The 20,591-nt window shown below is 55.7% G+C and carries 14 protein-coding genes; 8 read left to right on the forward strand and 6 right to left on the reverse strand.

What is annotated here, in order from left to right:
* Nucleotides 1–482 precede the first annotated feature (482 nt).
* The 3 genes from G9Q73_RS09135 to G9Q73_RS09145 all read right to left on the reverse strand — a co-directional run bounded on the left by G9Q73_RS09135 (nucleotide 483) and on the right by G9Q73_RS09145 (nucleotide 2,736).
* Nucleotides 483–1,664, reverse strand: coding sequence for a formylglycine-generating enzyme family protein (locus G9Q73_RS09135; RefSeq protein WP_177419510.1), 1,182 nt, complete (start codon nucleotides 1,662–1,664; stop codon nucleotides 483–485).
* A gap of 155 nt (nucleotides 1,665–1,819) precedes the next feature.
* Nucleotides 1,820–2,290 (reverse strand): HugZ family pyridoxamine 5'-phosphate oxidase, encoded by a 471-nt coding sequence (locus tag G9Q73_RS09140; RefSeq protein WP_177419511.1) that lies wholly within the window; start codon nucleotides 2,288–2,290, stop codon nucleotides 1,820–1,822.
* Nucleotides 2,291–2,421: 131 nt separating this feature from the next.
* Nucleotides 2,422–2,736, reverse strand: coding sequence for an MTH1187 family thiamine-binding protein (locus G9Q73_RS09145; RefSeq protein WP_177419512.1), 315 nt, complete (start codon nucleotides 2,734–2,736; stop codon nucleotides 2,422–2,424).
* Nucleotides 2,737–3,105: 369 nt separating this feature from the next.
* Here G9Q73_RS09145 and G9Q73_RS09150 point away from each other — a divergent pair, with 369 nt between their 5' ends.
* The 7 genes from G9Q73_RS09150 (at nucleotide 3,106) to G9Q73_RS09180 (ending at nucleotide 12,878) form a co-directional block, all read left to right on the forward strand.
* Nucleotides 3,106–3,927 (forward strand): mechanosensitive ion channel family protein, encoded by an 822-nt coding sequence (locus G9Q73_RS09150; protein WP_177419513.1) that lies wholly within the window; start codon nucleotides 3,106–3,108, stop codon nucleotides 3,925–3,927.
* Between the two features lie 39 nt (nucleotides 3,928–3,966).
* Nucleotides 3,967–4,872 carry an OmpA family protein gene (locus G9Q73_RS09155; RefSeq protein WP_177419514.1) on the forward strand — a complete coding sequence of 302 codons (906 nt, stop codon included), beginning with the start codon at nucleotides 3,967–3,969 and terminating at the stop codon, nucleotides 4,870–4,872.
* Between the two features lie 353 nt (nucleotides 4,873–5,225).
* Nucleotides 5,226–5,942 (forward strand): response regulator transcription factor, encoded by a 717-nt coding sequence (locus G9Q73_RS20430; RefSeq protein ID WP_369408865.1) that lies wholly within the window; start codon nucleotides 5,226–5,228, stop codon nucleotides 5,940–5,942.
* 253 nt (nucleotides 5,943–6,195) lie between these two features.
* Nucleotides 6,196–7,530 (forward strand): FecR domain-containing protein, encoded by a 1,335-nt coding sequence (locus tag G9Q73_RS09165; protein WP_177419515.1) that lies wholly within the window; start codon nucleotides 6,196–6,198, stop codon nucleotides 7,528–7,530.
* Complete coding sequence (locus tag G9Q73_RS09170; protein ID WP_177419516.1) at nucleotides 7,527–10,163, forward strand: CHASE2 domain-containing protein; 2,637 nt, start codon at nucleotides 7,527–7,529, stop codon at nucleotides 10,161–10,163. Before G9Q73_RS09165 ends, G9Q73_RS09170 begins: the two co-directional genes overlap by 4 nt.
* A gap of 61 nt (nucleotides 10,164–10,224) precedes the next feature.
* Nucleotides 10,225–12,078, forward strand: a complete 1,854-nt coding sequence (gene ilvD, locus G9Q73_RS09175; protein WP_177419517.1) for a dihydroxy-acid dehydratase — start codon at nucleotides 10,225–10,227, stop codon at nucleotides 12,076–12,078.
* Between the two features lie 98 nt (nucleotides 12,079–12,176).
* Nucleotides 12,177–12,878 (forward strand): Crp/Fnr family transcriptional regulator, encoded by a 702-nt coding sequence (locus G9Q73_RS09180; RefSeq protein WP_177419518.1) that lies wholly within the window; start codon nucleotides 12,177–12,179, stop codon nucleotides 12,876–12,878.
* A gap of 22 nt (nucleotides 12,879–12,900) precedes the next feature.
* Here G9Q73_RS09180 and G9Q73_RS09185 read toward each other — a convergent pair whose 3' ends face one another.
* Entirely contained in the window at nucleotides 12,901–15,546 is a 2,646-nt protein-coding gene (locus G9Q73_RS09185) for an EAL domain-containing protein (protein WP_177419519.1), read from the reverse strand.
* Between the two features lie 186 nt (nucleotides 15,547–15,732).
* Between G9Q73_RS09185 and clpB the strand changes: the two genes are divergently transcribed.
* Entirely contained in the window at nucleotides 15,733–18,327 is a 2,595-nt protein-coding gene (clpB, locus tag G9Q73_RS09190; protein WP_177419520.1) for an ATP-dependent chaperone ClpB, read from the forward strand.
* 614 nt (nucleotides 18,328–18,941) lie between these two features.
* On the opposite strand, the gene G9Q73_RS09195 is transcribed toward clpB, so the two are convergent.
* Together G9Q73_RS09195 and G9Q73_RS09200 are read right to left on the reverse strand one after the other, a co-directional pair.
* Nucleotides 18,942–20,051, reverse strand: coding sequence for a cache domain-containing protein (locus G9Q73_RS09195; RefSeq protein ID WP_177419521.1), 1,110 nt, complete (start codon nucleotides 20,049–20,051; stop codon nucleotides 18,942–18,944).
* Between the two features lie 96 nt (nucleotides 20,052–20,147).
* Nucleotides 20,148–20,591: substrate-binding domain-containing protein (locus G9Q73_RS09200; protein ID WP_177419522.1), on the reverse strand; the 444-nt coding region annotated here is incomplete at its 5' end.

The following is a 20,591-nucleotide window of genomic DNA, read 5'->3' on the forward strand; positions in this document are numbered from 1 at the left end:
GAGGTGTTCGTCGCGGATCTCAGCAGCCCAGTTGAGCAGGTGATCGGTGGGCGGCAGTTGACTGCACTGCTCGATATGAGCTTGCCTGGCGTGAACAGGTGGCGACCCGCTTGCTCAGATCATCATCATCACCGGCAACGATCAGACGCAGCCAATGGAGTTCTGATAGACCGCTTGGCCAAACTGCCAGCTGGAGGAACCGAGTTCAGGATGGCAATTGGTGAGCGGCTTCAGGAGCGAGAGACTCCACCAGTTGTGCCTGCATTTCAGCGCAGGTTGCCCAGGGGCCGAGAATGGCAAAGATGAGGTCATGATGGCGCGGTTTCGATTGCTGTGGCGGGGCGGGCTATGTTAGCCGATGCTGATGATCTGTTCGAGTGTTGAACTGGCAGATACCGTCTGAAATGCCGGGTCTTTTGCCTGATCCGGTGCTTGATCATGCCCCCATAATGTTCCGACACGTTAGTGGTTTTACTTCAGGACTAAACGGCTCTTATCGAACTCAGCGTGCGGCCGAAAACCACCGATAAAATAGAAATGGCTGTAGCCGGTAGAAGCGAAAATTCATGTTTTGAAGTAGGGGCGTGTGTCGGGAAAGTCGTGGAAATAACGTTCCACCAGGAGTGGGTGCCGGTGTTTCGATTTGTGCGGCCTGCGCCAGGCAGGAGAGACGGGCGAGCTTGCAATATTCCACCCTGCCCATGACGGTAAGACAGCAGGCGCTGACTTCGTCCAGGTTTTGACTGGTATTCGTGTTGTAGCACGGCCCCTTCGAATTTCCCGCCCAAAGCGCTGATCCAATTGGCGAAGGCCTGAGCCTCGTGACGATTGATGCCGGATATCGGTTCATCCGGCGGCAGGTCGCTGGGGCCGTTGACGCCCATGGCGTACCAGTTACCCGTTTTTTCCTGGCGCCAGTATTCTGGATGGTTGATGGAGTGTTTTTTCAGCCAGTTTCGGCCTGTTTCATCCCAGAGTTCCGGGTTTTGATAGCCATCGGCTTCCATGAAAGCGAGGAATTCGGTATTGGAGACCGGATCCAGGGCGATGCGGAAACTGGTGAGTTCCACCGCCTGGGCCGGTAGTTCGTTATCGTAGGCGGAGGGGAGATCTCTGGCGCCGACACGGTAGTGTCCCCGGGACAACTCCTTGGTCTCCCAGTAGGGGACGGCGGCCTTGAGTATCTGGGTGACCTGATAGCCGCTGGTGTCGATCTGCAGGCTGCGCTGGTTCAGTAGCAGCAACATCGTTTCGTAGCGTTTGGCCTGCTCCTGCAGTAAAAACCACTGCAGCCGTTCATTGGCGAGCAGCGGATGGTCCGGCAGAGTGGCGGGATTGGCCAGCCGCATGAGGTGGTCGTCGCGGATCTCAGCAGCCCAGTTGAGCAGGTGATCGGTGGGCGGCAGTTGACTGCACTGCTCCTCGATAGTGAGCTTGCCTGGCGTGAACAGGTGGGCGACCCGCTTGCTCAGATCATCATCACCGGCAACGATCAGACGCAGCCAATGGAGTTCCTGATAGACCGCTTGGCCAAACTGCCAGTTGAGTGAACCGAGTTCAGGATGGTACTGGTGAGCGGCTTCCTCAGGAGTGAGAGACTCCACCAGTTGTGCCTGCATTTCATGCAGGTTGCTCAGGGGGCCGAGAATGGCAGATGAGGTCATGATGGCGCGGCTCTTCGATTGTTGCAGGGCGGGCTATGTTAGCCGATGCTGATGATCTGTTCGAGTGTTGAACTGGCAGACACTGTCTGAAATGCCGGGTCTTTTGCCTGATCCGCTGCGCTTGATCATGCCTACGTTCCGACACGTTAGTGGTTTTACTTGCGGACTAAACGGCTCTTATCGAACCAGCGTGCGGCGCCGAAACCACCGATAAAATAGAAACGTACCGGCTGTAGCCGGTAGAAGCGAAAATTCAGCGTTTCGAAGTAGGGGCGTGTGTCGGGAAAGTCGTGGAAATAACGTTCCACCAGGGAGGGTGCCGGTGTTTCGATTTGTGCGGCCTGCGCCAGGCAGGAGAGACGGGCGAGCTTCTGCACATCTCCACTCCCCTGCTCCATGACGGTAAGACAGCAGGCGCTGACTTCGTCCAGGTTTTTTGTATGCTCCGCCAAGTGTGAGAGCAGTAGAAGTGGATTGCCTTCTCCATCCAGGCAGAATGGCACCACCGAACCGAAGGGAAACCCAGGTTCACCTTTTGATTGGGTGGAGAGTACGCCGGAAAGGCTCTCTCTCCAGAGATCGATCGCGGACTGAAGTTGTGTCGTGGCTGCTGGTTCGGATGGCATGATAGGTCGTTGGCGGTGGAGTGTTTTTCGCGTGGCTGGAAAAATAGGGAATAGAATATCCCAAACAGGGATAAGGTCTCCAGAAATCAGGGTGCGCTGGGTGGCGGCATCTATGTCCGGTTGCCGGCGAACTACTGTTGAACCTCGCCGATCTTCTCCCGCACGGAACGTATCTTCTGCTCCAGACGGTTTTCCTTACCAATTCTGATATCAAATTTTAGTGATGAGTAGATGCGTTTGCAGCCTTGCGCCTCCAGTACCTGGTAGGCCTGCTCGACAAGATCGAGTGCCTCACGAATATCGCCGGTTTCAATGATGGTCCCCATAGCCGTCAGGCGGTAGCTGATGCCGCTCTTGCGAATCATCTTGATGATCCGGCTGACCTCTGTGCTGACGCTTTCACCCCGGTCGGTGGGGAACATGCTGAATTCAAGGAGTACTGACATTGGGTCTACCTCATTGGGTTTGCTGGGTGGCTGATATAGAGTGACTGTTATTGAATGATTTTGCACGGTCCAGGCCACTCCCGGCAGGACGATGTTTCAGGTGAACGCCAATATCCAACGCGCGCTTGTTCTCTCTAATTGTGAATTTTCGCTACGTCCCAGTTTACAATTATTCACAAGTCGTGACTTTGTCAGCTTAGGATAATCCCCTATGCTGGCGTTCTTAAGCACCTATATAGGTGGATTACGTCGATTATCAGGGTGCTGGATCCCTGCGATGGCTATACTGCCAATTCTGTCTGCTGATGGGAGAAGAGGTTATCAAGCCGGGAAAATAATAATTTATCTGACCAATTTCAGGAATGAAACATGGAAATATCTGTAGAACAAATTCTTAACGCCTATGTGATTCCCTGGGGAACCAAGATCATCCTGGCGCTGCTGGTCTTCGTCATCGGTCGCTGGGTCGCCCGCCTGTTGGTGCGGGGACTGGAGAAGGTGATGGTCAAGGGCAAGGTTGATCAGATGCTGATCAACTTTCTCAGCAATATCGCCTATGTATCGCTGCTGGCAGTTATCGTCATGGCCGCCCTTGAGCAGTTGGGTGTCAATACGACTTCCGCGTTGGCCATTCTCGGTGCCGCCGGCCTGGCGGTCGGTCTGGCGCTCAAGGACTCTCTCTCCAGTTTTGCCGCGGGTGTCATGCTGATCATCTTTCGCCCCTTCAAACTTGGTGATTTTATTGAGGCCGGAGGCGAGATGGGTGTGGTGGAGGAGATTCGCATCTTCCATACTATGTTGAAGACCGGTGATAACCGCGAGATCACTATGCCTAACGCGCAGATCTATGGCGGAACGATTGTAAACTACTCTGCCAGGGACACCCGACGTATCGATCTGGTGATTGGTATCGGTTATGACGACGACATCAAGAAGGCACGTGACCTGATCAACGACATACTTGCAGCAAACGACACCGTGCTGGAGAATCCGGCACCGACGGTTATGCTGCTGACGTTGAATGACAGCAGTGTCGATTTTGCCGTGCGCCCCTGGGTCAAGTCCGCTGATTATTGGACTACCCGGGCGGATCTGCTGGAGATGATCAAAACCACCTTCGACAAGGAGGGTGTCAGTATCCCCTATCCGCAACAGGATATTCATCTGTTTAAAGCAGACGCAGCCGCCTGAGCGGACGTTTATTGAATTTGGAAATAATTGGAGAGAAAAATGGATTCGACCAAGAAGATAACAATGCGCCTTGCGGCAGTGCCGTTCATGCTTTCCGCAGTGGTGGCAATACCGGCCTACGCGGTTGAGGATGGCTTTATCCACGAGCCGGGCAAGAGTGTCATTCACACCAACTATGGTGAGTGTTGGGAATCCAACTATTTTGACGCCGGATTTCCTGTCGATCCCGCCTGCTATGGCGATGCAGATGGTGATGGTGTCGTAGACCCCCTGGATGCCTGTCCCGGTACCCCCAAAGGAACCAAGGTTGATGAGAAGGGTTGTGCCCTGATGCAGGACGCCGATGGTGATGGTGTCACGGACGACAAGGATCAATGCCCTGGCACGCCGAAGGGTGTGAAGGTTGATGCGGTTGGATGCGCTTTGGACTCCGACGGTGACGGCGTAGCCGATTACAAGGACAAGTGCCCGGGTACCCCTGCCGGCGCCAGCGTGGATGCCAACGGTTGCGCCTTGGACTCCGATGGTGACGGCGTAGCGGACTATAAAGACAGATGCCCTGACACCCCCGCTGGTGAAACAGTTGATTCGACGGGATGCAGCCTTGATTTCACCCTCGTCGGTCATGCGAACTTCAAGCTCAACAGTGCTGATTTGAGTGATAAGGCCAAGATGGCGTTGGATGCAGTAGCGGCAAAGATACTTTCACATTCACGTGGTAGTGCAGTGGAAGTCATCGGACATACCGATAGCACGGGTTCTGCCGAATATAATCAAGGGCTTTCGGAGAGTCGTGCCAGATCTGCTGAGCTCTATCTGGAGAGCAAAGGTGTTCCAGCTGACCAGATTACCTCCAAAGGTATGGGTGAGACTCAGCCTGTGGCCGACAATGGCACGAAGGACGGTCGTTATCAGAACCGGCGTGTCGAGATTGATGTGAAATAAAACGCCACTTCAGGAGCGAAGTGGATGGGCGGCGGCGCCGGGTTAGGGCGCCGCCGCTCTGCGACAGGAGTCCAGACAAAATAATATCTGATTACCCCTATCACTCAGCTGCTATAGGGAAAGGGATTTGTCCGCGAACAACGCTAAAAGCGCAAATGCATTGATTTTGTATGAAAACCTGATTGTTATTCATCTGCATCGGCCGGTTCAATGATGACAGAATAGGGCTTGTTGGATGGATGCAATGACTTAATGCATAAAGAAAAATCGCGTTATTTGCGGATTGAAAAACACTCTCCGGTCATGGCTGAATTTTAGGGGTAATCAGGAAATAATAAGCAAGGAGAAATGTAGTGCGAATTGCTTGTCTTGAAGATGATCCGGTGCAATCCATTGTGCTGCGGGAATGGATGGAATCGGAAGGCTATACCTGTCGTGTTTTTGCAGATGCAAGCGCCTATATCCGGGAGCTGAGGCATGAATCCTACGACTTGTTGATCATGGACTGGGAACTGCCTGATGCCACGGGTATCGAGGTGCTTTCCTGGGTGCGCAAGGAGATGGATTGGAACATACCGGTGCTCTTTATCACTCACCGGGACAGCGAAGGGGATATTGTCGAAGCGCTGGAGCGGGGAGCAGATGACTATCTTGCAAAACCGATCTCGCGTGAAATAACCCTGGCGAGGGTGAAAGCCCTGGCACGCCGTAAAACCGGACAGACCTCGCGCAATGACGTGCTTGAAATTGGCAATTTCAAACTCATCAGGGATGCCAAGATGATTGTCAGCGGTGAGGTATCCATCGAGTTGACCGAGAAAGAGTTTCAACTGGCCTGGATTCTTTTTTCCAATGTCGGTCGACTGCTCTCCCGGGACCACCTGCTGGAGACGGTTTGGGGGTTTGGCCCGGGGCTGGTGACCCGTACCGTGGATACTCACATGAGCCGGTTGAGGCGTAAACTGAGCCTGGTGCCGGAAAATGGCTGGAGACTCAAGGCGGTCTATCATCAGGGGTATCGTCTGGAACAGCTGCAAAAAGATGACATGGCGTCCGCCGTTGGTATCTGATCACATAATTATTCGGCATATTCCATCGGTCTGAAATAGCCGATGGCAGTGTCGAATGGACCTGGATTAGAACAGCCTCTTATTACCACGTTATCCGAGCGCCCAGGTCTTCAATTCCTGCTAAATAATCGTGAAATTGGTGCAGCCAGGTACAGAGAGTTGTCTGATACGGTTCAATCCGTAAGAATGTTGTCTCCCCTCCACCATTCGGTTGGAATTTCTGTTGGTCTATCAACTCATGAAAGATAGATAGATGTTGCGTTATACCCGTTTTATTACCGCGATCTCACTCTTGATCCTGGCCCTTCCTTCTGTTCAGGCAGAGGATTGGGTTTATCGCATGAGGAGTGGTGACTCGCTCTCGAAAATCAGTGCTCAATTCCTGAAAAATGAGATCTCAACCGTCAGGTTGCAGTACTACAATCAGATCGAAAATCCTACACGGATTCCATTGGGTAGTGAAATCAAAGTGCCGCTGGAGTGGCTGAAGCTTACCCCGAGTCCGGCAGAGGTGCTCTCTCTCGAAGGGGAAGTGAGCATTGTTCGTGCGGGGGAAAGTGATCCCGTTTCGCTTTCCGATGTGGACCAGCTACAGATTGGCGATGTGGTGACCACCGGCAGGCAGAGCAGCCTCGCACTCAGGTTTGCCGATGGCTCCCGGTTGATGCTCGGCCCTGAGACTCAGGTCTCCATGGACACTCTCTCAGCTTTTGGTGAGGCGGGCATGGTCGATACCCGGGTGCGGGTGCAGTACGGACGGGTGGAGAGTGAGGTGGAGCCTTTGCAGGGTGCAGGCGCCCGGTTTCAGATCACCACCCCGGCGGCGGTCACCATGGTACGGGGCACCGGCTTCCGGGTCGGTGTCGAGTTCGGGAGCGGTCTGACGCGCAATGAGGTGGTGAGGGGTCAGGTGGCCGTTGAAGGCGAGGGAGAGAGCCTGGATGTTGATGCAGGGTTCGGCACCATGATCGAACCTGGAAAGCCCCCGTTAAAGCCCCGCCCCCTGCTAACGTCGCCCGATATCAGTATGCTTGAGGTCGATATGGATCTTCCCGCAGCGTCCCTCCGCTGGTCAGGGCTGGAGGGTGCCGAAGCCTACCGGGTGCAGCTCTTCCGAGGGGAGCCGGGTGGCGGGGTCATCGTGGAGCAGGTGCTTACAACCCCTGAATTTACCCTACTGGAATTAACCCCCGGCAGCTACAGCATTCGCGTGCGGGGCATCGACGAATTGGGATTGGAGGGGCTGAGTGCGGAACACCGTTTTTTGCTGAACGAACCACCCCCTCCCCCACCACCGGTGAAGGTGGAGGTTCCGGTAATTGAGGCGCCCCAATTCAATGGCCCCTGGATGTGGGTTCGCTGGAACGCTGTCGACAACGCCTGGGGCTACCGTTTTCTGGTCGCCGCGGATCCCATGTTGCAGCAGCCGCTGCTGGAGCGGGTTGGCACGAACCCCGAACGGGTGCTGCCGGTTCCCTGGCCGGGGACCTACTATATCCGTGTGGATGCGCTGATGGAGAGTGAGGACGATGCGCGGCAATCTCAGGTCTATCGCCTCGACCTGCCATTACCACAGCCTGGTCCATGAGTCGTTCTGCCCAGGTTTTCCGGTTTCCCGAGTGGTCGCTGTTTGCGCTGGTGGGCCTGATCCTGCTGCTGGTCTCTAGTAATTGGCTGTGGCGTTGGGACCAACTCATCTACGATCTGCAACTCAACCTCTGGCACACTCCGCCAGCGGAGGATGTGGTGATTGTCGCGGTGGATGACAGAAGCCTGGAGGCATTTGGCCGCTGGCCCTGGCCGCGGGATCTGCATGCCCGTCTGATCGATCGTCTGACTGACGCAGGCGCGAAGGTTATCGCAATGGATATCCTGTTTGCAGAGCGTGACAGGGAACACCCTGAGAGAGACCGTCTACTGATTCAATCCACCGCAGCCAGCGGCAGGGTCTTCTTTCCTGTCGTCATGGAGGAGTATCGACTGGGCGGGCAACTGGTGGAGACCCCGCCGCTGCCTGCACTGTCCGCAGTGGCAGCCGGTCTCGGGCATGTGCATATGGAACTGGATGCGGACGGGATAGGCCGCAGCATCTACCTCTACGAAGGGGTTGGGGCAGCCTACTGGCCCCATATGATGCTCTCTGTTTTGCAGTGGTTGGATCCTGAACGTTGGCAGAAGAACAGGGCGGGTCTGCATCAGGCGCAGCGCCAGTCAGCCATGCAGCCGATCTTTCGTGATCAGCACCGATTGATTCCTTTCACCGGCCCGGCCGGGCACTACCCCCGCTACTCCTACAGCCAGGTGCTGGCGGGGGATTTTTTGCCCGCTGCGTTTCAGGATCGCATCGTGTTGGTGGGCGTTACCGCTACCGGTCTGGGAGATGTGCTGCCCACGCCGGTCTCCGGTCACGGTCAGCCGATGGCCGGGGTGGAGATCAATGCCAATATCCTCGAAGCCCTGCGAACGGACAGGGTTCTCAGTCTGGTGGAAATGCCCTGGAGAGTGTTGATTTCGGGGATGGTGGTGGCGTTCGTCTTTCTTCTCTACGGTTTGGTGCGTCCCCACCTGGCGCCGCTGGTAACCTTGGCACTGCTGTTTTCTCTGTTTGGTCTGGTGTTGCTGGCGCTGCATGTTCTGCACATCTGGTTTCCGCCCTCGGCGGTGTTATTGGGTCTGGTGTTGAGCTACCCGCTATGGAGTTGGCGTCGTCTGGGACAGACTATTCGCTATCTGAATCAGGAGATGGAGAAACTGCAAAAGGAGCCCCAGCTGATGCCTTCGGCGAAGTCCCTCGAAGATCTGCGCCAGGGGTTGAGGTTTCTCCAGCGGATCACCAAATTGGACGGGTGGATGGTGTGCGACACCAACGGCGCGCCGATGTTTGCCGAGGGCGCTTTCCCGGCGACAGAATCGCTCCCGCAGGGAGAGGCTCAATGGCACAATCCTGGGGTTTGGCGGCGTTTTGGCCCCGATCAGTGGATACGGGTTTCCCGAGGCGAGACGAGCTGGATGCTGGGTCTGCGCTGGCCCGCAGATGAGTTTCCGCAGGGAAGAGTGTTGCTGCTGCTGGAGGATTTTGCGGCGAAACTCTCTCTGCCAGAAAAATCCCCGCCGCGAGGAGCGCTGGAGTCTGTTGAGCGCCGTATCGAGCAGGTGCGCCATGCTCATGAGCGGCTGCACAATATGCGCAATTTCATCGGGAATGCGATCAGCCAGATGGACGATGGTCTGCTGGTGGTTGATGCCATGGGACAGGTGGCAATGGCCAACCCCCGAGCTGCTTTCTATCTTGGCCAGACGGACGCGGTTTCCCTGGTTGGCATGGATGCCGAAACATTATTGAGCCAGCTGGAGATCCAGGGTGGTTACGACTGGAATGAACTGATGCAGCGCCTGCTGCTGGACGAACAGCCGATCCGTTTCGAGGCGCTGCGTCTGCCGGATACTGAGTTGTTTGTGCAGATGAAACCCCTGGCCCCGTCTCTTGCCGGTAGTTTCGGTATGATTGTGACGCTCTCATTTATCGGTGCGCTCAAGCGCACTGAACGAATCCGAGCCAAGATGCTGAGTTTTCTCTCTCACGACATCCGCTCTCCCATCACGTCGGTGCTCTCCCTTACACAGTCCCGCCAGGCAACGGAAGGCACAGCGGAGTCGCTGGCCAAACAGATACAGCCACTGGCGCAGCGTTCATTGCGGTTGGCGGATGATTTTCTGCAATTGGCCCGGGCTGAATCGGTGGATGCCACGACGTTTGCAGATACCGATTTCGTCTCAGTGGTCTATAGTGCGGTCGATGAGATCTTTATCCAGGCGCAGTCGCGTTATATTCGTATCGACCAGCAGATCGAGTGTGAAGAAGCCTGGCTCAACGGTAATGCCGGGATATTGGAACGTGCAGTGCAGAATCTGCTGGGTAATGCGGTCAAGTTCTCGCCCGCAGATTCGGTGATTAGCGTTCACCTAACCTGTCTCGACAGAGAGATAGTCTGCTGTATCAGGGATCAGGGTCCGGGTATTGCTGAAGGCCAGTTGGAAACTATTTTTCTGCCTTTTCAGCAGGGTGATCAGACTACCGAATACCAGCGCACCGGCGTTGGCCTTGGGTTGAGTTTCGTCAAGGTGGCGGTCGAGAAGCACGGTGGCACCATCGAGGTATGCAACAGTGAAACAGGGGGGGCGGAGTTCTGTCTGCGTCTCCCGTTTGACCCGGAGTTGTGATTGTTTGCTCCCGGCAAATCGGGGCATAATGCGCGCTTGAGCAGACCCCGCGGAGAGTGAAATGCCGAAATACCGTTCCCATACCACCACCCATGGACGCAACATGGCCGGTGCCCGCGCCCTGTGGCGGGCTACCGGGATGCAGGACGACGATTTCGAAAAGCCGATCATCGCCATTGCCAACTCCTTCACCCAGTTCGTGCCGGGTCATGTCCATTTGAAGGATATGGGGCAATTGGTGGCCCGGGAGATCGAAAAGGCAGGTGGTGTTGCGAAGGAGTTCAATACCATCGCGGTGGATGACGGCATCGCCATGGGGCACGGCGGCATGCTCTATTCGCTGCCGTCGCGGGATATCATTGCCGATTCCGTGGAGTATATGGTCAATGCTCACTGCGCGGATGCGCTGGTCTGCATCTCCAATTGCGACAAGATCACCCCCGGTATGCTGATGGCTGCCCTGCGGCTCAATATTCCAACGGTCTTCGTCTCCGGTGGACCGATGGAGGCGGGTAAGGTCACGCTCTCCTCCAAAGGAGAGATCAAACTGGATCTGGTGGATGCCATGGTCTCCGCTGCTGATCCCAATGTGAGCGACAGCGACGTGGCGGCCATTGAACGTTCGGCCTGTCCCACCTGCGGCTCCTGTTCCGGCATGTTCACTGCCAACTCCATGAACTGCCTGACCGAGGCTCTGGGCCTGAGTCTGCCGGGCAATGGTTCCCTGGTGGCCACCCACGCGGCGCGCGAGGCGTTGTTCCTGGAGGCCGGGCGGCTGATTGTCGATCTCTCCCGTCGCTACTATGAGCAGGAAGAGGATTCTGTTCTGCCTCGCTCAGTCGCCACATTCGGGGCATTTGAGAACGCCATGACACTGGATATCGCCATGGGCGGCTCCACCAATACCGTGCTGCATCTGCTGGCGGCGGCCCACGAGGCGGGAGTCGATTTCACCATGCAGGATATCGACCGGCTGTCACGCAAGGTGCCAAATCTGTGCAAGGTCGCACCGAGCACCCAGCAGTACCATATGGAGGATGTGCATCGTGCAGGTGGAGTGATCGGGATCCTTGGCGAGCTGGATCGCGCAGGATTGCTGAACCGGGATTGCGGCACCGTACATAGTGGCAGCATCGGCGAGGCCCTCGATCGCTGGGACATCCAGCGGACTTCAGACCCACAGGTTCGGGAGCGCTTTTTGGCCGGACCCGGTGGCGTCCCGACCCAGGTCGCATTCAGCCAGAATAAAAACTGGCCGAGTCTCGATACCGATCGTGAAAACGGCTGTATCCGGGATTTGGCGCACGCCTACTCACTGGACGGTGGTCTGGCAGTATTGTTCGGCAATCTGGCGGAGCAGGGCAGTATTGTTAAGACCGCCGGGGTGGATGAGTCGAACCTTACCTTTAGCGGCCCCGCACGGCTTTTTGAAAGTCAGGATGACGCAGTGGAGGCAATTCTGGGTGACAGGATTAATGCGGGGGATGTGGTGATCATCCGCTATGAAGGTCCCAAAGGGGGTCCCGGCATGCAGGAGATGCTCTACCCCACCAGTTATCTGAAATCGAAGGGGTTGGGCAAGGCCTGTGCCCTGATTACCGACGGCCGTTTCTCCGGTGGCACATCGGGGCTATCTATCGGCCACTGTTCGCCTGAGGCGGCGGAAGGGGGCAATATCGGTCTGGTGCAGGAGGGAGACACCATCGATATCGATATTCCCAATCGTCGCATCAATGTTGCTGTTTCCGCTGAGATGTTGTCTGCCCGGCGGCAGGAGATGGAGCAGCGGGGCAGTGCCGCCTGGCAGCCGGAAAACCGGCAGCGGCCAGTCTCGCAGGCACTACAGGCCTATGCGGCGCTGACCACCAGTGCGGCGCAGGGTGCGGTGCGGGATCTGTCCCAGCTGAAAAAATAGTGTCTGAAGGGCGGGTTGGTCGTATCTGGTTAGGTCGGACTGTTGTGATGGCTCAGAATCGCTGAGCCGGTTTTCCTGTTAATTGGGGTATTTTGAAAGTGTCATTTGATTTGAAGCAGTGTTACATCTTTTCCCGTCTCGACGAAAGGCAGATAGCCCGGGTCGAAGCGATGAGTCAGGTGATCGAACTGGAGGATGGTCAGCATTTGTTTCAGGTGGGTGGCGTGGCGGATCGTTTCTATCTGGTGACTCAGGGGCAGATCAAGCTCTACCGTTTGGCCATGAACGGAAATGAGAAGGTCATCGAGATCATCACGCCGGGCCACACATTTGCCGAGGCGCTGATGTTCCAGGAGAGTCCGAATTTTCCGGTCAACGCCACTTCTATCGGTGGTGCTGAACTGTACTCGTTTGACAGCCAGGCCTTCCTCGATATGCTGCGGGAGTCCACCGCTACCTGTTTCCGGCTCATGGCAAGCATGAGTCAGCGGCTCAAGCATCTGATCAAGGAGATCGACGATTTGACCCTGCAGAGCGCCACTGGACGGGTGGCAGGGTTTCTCTGGGGTAATTGGGACACGGAAAAACAGAACGGTAACATGATCGATCTGCGAGCCCCCAAGGGGGTGCTGGCCTCACGGCTATCGGTAAAGCCCGAGACCTTCTCCCGTATCCTACATAACTTTACCAAGCAGGGGCTGATCAGGGTAAACGGCAGTCACATCGAGATCATCGATGCGGAGCGGCTCTTTAAGCACGCCGAATCCGCCGGTGTCTGCGGTGGCAGCCTGGCGCCGTGATGGTGACTGTTACAACCGATTTTCAGGGCAGCGCATATGTGTCCCTGGCAGATAGGGCGCAGTAAAAATCGCTCAATGGTTCAGGTTTGGCAATAGCGTAGCCCTGACCATAACCGATGCCGATTTCTTTCAGCATCGCGAGGGTGATTCCGTCCTCGACATATTCGGCAATGGTATCCATGCCCATGACTTGGGCGACTTCATTGATCGCTTTTACCATGGCGAAGTCAACAGGATCGCTGGCGATGTCGCGTACGAACTCACCATCTATCTTCAGATAGTCCACCGGCAGGTGTTTCAGGTAGGCGAAGGAGGACATGCCGGTGCCGAAGTCGTCGAGGGCAAAGCGGCAGCCCAGGGATTTTATGCGTTCGATGAACTGTTGTGCCTTGGAAAGGTTGGAGATGGTTGCCGTCTCCGTCACCTCAAAAAGGAGTCGGTGGGGATCCACGCCGCTGCTCTCAAGTTGAGATTCCAGTACTTCCAGAAAGCCGGGGTCGGTAATCGACTGGGCCGAGAGGTTTATGGAGACGAAGCCGTCGTCCAGCGGGGGGCAGCTCTCCATCCACTGCAGCGTAGCCGAAATGACAAACCGATCCAGATCGATCATCAGACCGTAGCGTTCAGCGGCAGGAATAAAGGCGCCAGGCAGCATCATCTGTCCATCCTCCTGTTCCAGTCTGAGCAGAATCTCCAGGTGAAAGCCGCTGTTGATGTTTGAGCGGATGGGTTGGATCTTCTGGCAATAGAGCATAAATCGCCCCTCGTCCAGTGCATGACGAATGCGGGAAACCCACTGCATTTCGCCATAGCGTTGTTCTATCAGCTCATCCTCCTCAGAGTAGACATGGACCCGGTTGCGGCCCCCCTCCTTGGCCGCGTAACAGGCACTGTCAGCGGCGCTGAGGATCTGGGTCAGGTCATGATATCTGGCATTGAAGGGGACCACTCCGATACTCACGCCGAGGGTGAAAGGCTTATTCTCCCAGGTGAAACGGAAGTTGCGCACCGAAAGACGTATCTCTTCCGCCAACACAATGGCCTGCTGTTGGGGGCAGTATTCAAGCAGGATGGCGAATTCATCACCGCCCAAACGTGCCACGACATCGGTACGGCGGGCGATCTCAAGCAGCATCTGTGTGAGTTGGCGGAGCAATTCGTCACCTGCAATATGGCCGCAGGTATCGTTGACCACCTTGAATTGATCCAGGTCCAGATACATCAAGACGTGTTCGGCATTGTCGGTGTGGGCCAGTTCCATTGCCGTCTTCAGCCTGCGCTCGAACTCCAGCCGGTTGATCAGACCGGTCAGTGCATCATGGGTTGCCTGCCAGGAGATGCGTTGCGCCATGCGCTGAGCCTCGGTAATGTCTCTGACTACCAGCACATTTCCGGCATTCTTATTTCTTTCGCCGCTGATTACTGCCACAGATAACTGCACGGTGCGGGTGGTTTTTCCATCGCTTTGGGTGAGAATCAGTGGCCGATTGTCCAGTTTGGTTATCTCATCTGCGGTCAGACACTGACCCAGAGGGAGATCGACTGGCGCGCCTGTGGTCTCATCGGACAGATTGAGTATGTCGGCAAGCAGGCAGTCCAGTGCATGTTTAGCCCCCCAGCCGGTCAATTCCTGGGCCGTGTGGTTGAGTGCGGTAACCACGCCTTGGGCATTGGTCGTGATGACGCCCTCGCTGATCGAGGCCAGAGTGGTTTCCGCCAGCTCTTTGCGTGCACGCAACTGCTGGGTCTGTGAGGCCACCTCTATTTCCAGCTGATCTTTGGCCGCCAGCAGGGCCTGTTCAGCACGCAGACGGTGCGTTTTACTCCGCAGGATCAGTCCCACCATGAACATGCTTGAGATGAAGAAGACCAGGAATACCCATGCGGCCTGGACGATGACCTCTTTTTCAAAACCGTTGAAGGTTGCCGGAGCGCCGATATCCACCAGTTCCCAAAGCGTGCCGGGTACATTTTGCCGCGCCAGAATGCGCTGGGTCATTTCTTCCGTGAGAGTGGGATTCTCCAGTTGCAATTCATAGCGATTTCCCTCTTCTGTGACCTCGATCAGGTTGGGTTTTTCGCTATTGAGCAGGATCAGTTTGTGTTGATGCCGGTGAGAGATCCGTAACAGATTCTGAATCAGTGTGGTCTGAAAGCTGACAAAAAACACCAGGCCATCCTGTCTGCTGGTGGTGACCATGATATCGAAATGGTACTGATTCGGGTTCGGGTGAATCTGAATCAAATCGTCCTTACCGTCGGCAAAGTCACTGATCTTCAGTTGACACAGTTCGCCAACAGCGCCGCTGAGATCGTCATAAAGCGGAGAACCGTATCTGTCAGCCAGGGTGAAGGCAAAGCCGTCGGGGAAGTAGCTGAGTACGCGTTGGTTGAGCCTCTCCTGGGCCTCCACATCTTCAGGGTTCGTGTCGATCGCATTTATCAACTCGGATTCATAATTGGAAAAGATGTGTAGCAAACGGCGTTTTTCGCCGATCATGCGGCTGATCTCGTTGGCGGTCATCTTTACTGAATTGGCAGCAAGATCCATGTGGTGGGCACGATTGGCCTCTATGCGTTGAATAACGATGCCCGCCAGCAGCAGCGCCAGCAACAGCATGAAGAAAACGACATAGGTGATAGTGAGGTTTTTTGAGGTCAGTTTCATTGTTTCGCTGTTCCGGGGTCTTGCAAACTAGGTTTTGCCCTGAAACAGCTTGGGCTGAGCTACTCAAAGCATTGTGTCGGCAGCAGTTGGACAATCTTTACACTATTTTTATTCTGGGATGCTTGAATTTTAGCGGGATCCGCCCAATCTGTTGGAATATTAAGGTTTTATTGTGGAGTTTTTCTCATGCGTATGGATCGTTTGACCAGCAAATTTCAGATGGCACTGGCAGATGCCCAGAGCCTGGCTGTCGGCCGTGATCATCAATTTATCGAGCCGGTGCATCTGATGAGCGCCCTGCTGGATCAGGAGGGTGGAACCGTGCGCCACCTGCTGACACAGGCTGACATCAATGTTAACCAGATGCGTTCGGATCTCAGCGCCTCATTGGAACGACTGCCGGGCGTACAGGGGACTGAGGGGGATCTGCATATCTCCAATGACCTTGGGCGGCTGTTCAACCAGACCGACAAGTTCGCCCAACAGCGCAATGATCAGTACATATCCAGTGAGCTTTTCGTACTTGCGGCTGTTGACGACAAGGGTGAGATCGGCGGGTTGCTGCGCAAGGCGGGTGCCGACAAGGTGCGTCTGGAGCAGGCTATAGAGAAGATGCGGGGAGGTCAGAAGGTGGATGATCCGAATGCGGAGGATCAGCGCCAAGCCCTGCAGAAGTACACCATCGACCTTACCGAGCGGGCGGAGCAGGGCAAACTTGATCCCGTGATCGGGCGGGATGACGAGATCCGCCGTACCATCCAGGTACTGCAGCGTCGTACCAAGAACAACCCGGTGCTGATCGGTGAGCCTGGCGTGGGCAAGACCGCTATCGTCGAGGGTCTGGCCCAGCGCATCATCAATGGAGAGGTGCCGGAGGGGCTGAAAGGCAAACGGCTGCTCTCCCTGGATATGGGTGCACTGATCGCGGGGGCGAAGTTTCGCGGTGAGTTCGAAGAGCGTCTCAAGGCGGTGCTCAATGACCTCTCCAAACAAGAGGGGCAGATCATCCTCTTCATCGATGAACTGCACACCATGGTAGGCGCCGGCAAGGCGGAAGGCTCCATGGATGCGGGCAATATGCTCAAACCTGCCCTGGCCCGTGGTGAGCTGCACTGCGTCGGCGCAACCACCCTGGACGAATACCGTCAGTATGTGGAGAAGGATGCTGCGCTGGAACGCCGTTTTCAGAAGGTGCAGGTGGATGAACCCAGTGTGGAGGACACCATCGCCATCCTGCGTGGACTCAAAGAGCGCTACGAGGTACACCATGGAGTCGATATCATCGATCCGGCCATCGTCGCCGCAGCGAACCTCTCCCACCGTTATATCTCCGACCGGCAGCTGCCGGACAAGGCGATCGACCTTGTGGACGAGGCGGCCTCCCTGATCCGTATGGAGATCGACTCCAAGCCGGAACAGATGGACCGTATGGAGCGGCGGTTGATTCAGCTCAAAATCGAACGAGAGGCACTCAACAAAGAGACCGACGAGGCTTCAAAAAAGCGGCTCACTCACCTGGAGGATGAGATCGAACGGCTGGAGCGGGAGTTCTCCGATCTGGAGGAGATCTGGAAATCGGAGAAGGCGGCCTTGCAGGGCACTGCCCACATCAAGGAGTCGCTGGAGCGGGCGCGTCTGGAACTGGAAACCGCCCGCCGGGCCGGTGATCTGACGCGCATGTCCGAGTTGCAGTACGGACGCATCCCTGAACTGGAGAAGCAGCTCGATATGGCGACCCAGGCAGAGATGCAGGAGATGAAACTGCTGCGTAATAAGGTCACCGAAGAGGAGATCGCCGGAGTGGTCTCCAAGTGGACCGGCATCCCGGTCTCCAAGATGTTGGAGGGCGAACGCGACAAACTGCTGCGTATGGAGGATGAGCTGGCTAGACGGGTCATCGGCCAGGCAGAGGGCGTGCGTGCGGTGAGTGACGCCATTCGCCGCTCCAGGGCTGGCCTGTCCGACCCGAGTCAGCCCAATGGATCGTTTCTCTTTCTCGGTCCCACCGGTGTGGGCAAGACCGAACTCTGCAAGGCGCTGGCGGAGTTCCTCTTCGATACCGAGGAGGCGATGATCCGTATCGACATGTCGGAGTTCATGGAGAAACACTCGGTGGCGCGTCTCATCGGTGCGCCTCCCGGTTATGTGGGTTACGAAGAGGGCGGCTATCTCACCGAGGCGGTGCGCCGTCGTCCCTACTCCGTGATTCTGCTGGACGAGGTGGAGAAGGCCCATCCCGACGTCTTCAATGTGCTGCTGCAGGTGCTGGATGACGGCCGTCTGACCGATGGTCAGGGCCGCACGGTCGATTTCCGCAATACCGTCATTGTGATGACCTCCAATCTGGGCTCACAGATGATCCAGGAAAAGACATCGGAAACCCAATATGACGAGATGAAGGCGGCGATCATGGAGGTGGTGCGGCAGAGTTTTCGGCCGGAGTTCATCAATCGTCTGGACGAGATCGTGGTCTTTCATCCGCTGGACAGGGCGCAGATCCGAGCCATTGCCTCGATTCAGATCGGTTATCTGCAACAGCGCCTGTCCGACAATGAGATGGGCCTGGAGATCTCCGATGCCGCACTCGACCGGCTGAGCGAGGCGGGTTTCGACCCGGTCTATGGGGCGCGTCCGCTGAAACGGGCGATCAGGCAGCAGTTGGAGAATCCGCTGGCGCAGGCGATCCTCAGCGGTCGTTTCACCGCAGGGGACACCATCCAGGTGGAGGTAAGCAATGATGGGCTGGTATTCAGTAAGGCCAGCGCGGTGACCGCCGCCTGAAAAATCTTCACAAAGGGTCAGACTCGATTCCTCGTTCCCACGCTCTGCGGTGATGTAGCGCAGAGCGCTACATTATGGGTTCCCACGCGGAGCGTGGGAACCAGAGAATAAATCTGTCCCCTTTAGCTTGCAGAAGCCTTAGGCTTCAATCTTCTTCTCAAAAATGTCAGCCCCGCCAGACCTGTGCCAAACAGGATATAGATGGAGAGCTCGCAGGGGAACAATAGGGGACAGACCACGTTATTGAGGAATAGATCTGGAAAACCGTGGTCTGTCCCCTATTGTCCTGGCGGCGCATTTTCAAGCGGACGTAGTAGTGTAACGGTAGCACACGGGCCTTCAGAGCCCGACATTCCGGTTGCCCCCGGGTAGTGCGGGTTCGAATCCCGTCGTCCGCTCCAGATTTCCCCCGGGGTCGGAGTCGAGAACGAGCCTGTCATGTCGTGGTATAAAGTCGGTTCGGAGCGATGCCGGTGAGGTAGCTCCGGCCTTGATTCGACTCCGACCCCTCCTGAATTGATGGGAAGATTGACCAGTCGAGTCGGCAACGTTCAATGGCGCATAGGCTGAGAGCACCGGCTTTCCATGATAGCCGTCAAGATACCACGCCACGCTCACCCCGGCTCCGGCCGAGGTTGCGGGAGTATCAATCTGCTGTATCCTGCGTTGGTGCCTTGGCACGCTGGTGCATCGGCAATCCCTTTCGCAACCCCAACATTTTCCAGCAGCGCAGGATAACTGTGTGGAGACTCCACCATGAATCGACTGATACTGCGCGCAGTCAGATCTTTGCCGACCAGGTAGGTCTCACCTGTCTTGCCCTGACCGACCTCCTGCCACTTGCCGCCACTGGTCATGATGCCGTTCAGCCTATCTACCGGCATCTGAAAGATGAGTACCCCAACACGGTTCTCATCGTCAAAAACAGGAGAGGCGATAAAGGCAGCCTGGTCATTATAGGATGGACCATAGGACTTAAAATCGATGATGCTGACATTGTCAGGTTTCTCCGCCTTCATGGCCGACCTGAAGGCTTCGCCCAGACCGGAATCAGCATGGGGACCGGTGAGCAGAGAGGTTCCAAAGTCGATCTCTTTGAAGACAGAGTAGACAATGTTACCGTTTTCTGGCTCCACCAGAAAAATATCGTAATAGCCGAATTTTTCCAGAAAGTCCCGCAGTTTTGGGTGATAAAGACTGTGAATCTGGGCGTAAAGCGTATCATCCTCAGGATCACTCCATCTCTCTTTTTCACCCAGCGGATTGGGGTTTGCCTTGAGGTACTGATATTGGATAGCGGTGGCGGTTTCATCCAGACCCGTTAAATACGCATCAACGAGCGGGCTGTCTCCACCATTTCGATTCTGAAACTCGGTGACAAACTCGTTCTTGTAATAGCTCAATAGCTGATTTTGGTAGAAGTCGGGCTCCTGCTCAGCAAACTCACCATGGAAATTGAGATAGGCGTCCCCTAATCCCAGCATGGCATCCACAATCATCTGGCCGTTGGAGAAGGTTTGTATCTGGGCACGGATCACCCGGAAATAATCCTCTATCTGCGCTTTTTTGCTATCCCGAACGGCGAGGATATGCTGGGTTGCCTGCTCCTCAAGAGCAGCCCTGCCACTGGAAATGGCGAGCCATCCGATAAGCGTACTGGCGACCAATACCGGGATTGCGGCCAGTAGCGCCGCGCCGATGATCACTTTTGTTTTGATTTTCATGGTTATCTCAAGGCAATTTTTCTCGTTCCTTGAGTATCTAAATCATCCAGCTGTCAATACAGCACTGGGCATGCTTGCGCAAAACCCTGGACTTTCTCATTTCACTCCAACAAATCGCTGCCTTACCACACCCTGTCCCTCAGGCGAGAGCGTCCATTCAATAAATTTTCTGATCTCGCCCGCAGGCTCGCCGTGGGTAACCAGATTGAGTTCACGGGTGACCGGGTAGTTGGGATTATCCAATGCCGGCTTTTCCCCATCGACAGAAATCAGGGCAATCCTTTTGATGCTCTTAAGAAAGGCCAGACTGATCTGGCCAATGGCGCCCCGTTCATGAATCACCCGGGCAACGATCTTTCTGTCGGGAGTGACCACCGCAGTCCCAGAATATTCAGCACCACCCATCACTTTTTTCTGGAACACATGACGAGTGGCGGATGCGGGTTTGACGATATAGGGCTTGATCATCAGATCTTGACCTCCCAGCTCTTTCCAGTTCTTGATCTTCCCGCTAAACACATCTCTGAGTTGCGTTTTGGA

The sequence above is a fragment of the endosymbiont of Lamellibrachia barhami genome (genome assembly GCF_011947365.2).
Taxonomy (GTDB): domain Bacteria; phylum Pseudomonadota; class Gammaproteobacteria; order Chromatiales; family Chromatiaceae; genus QGON01.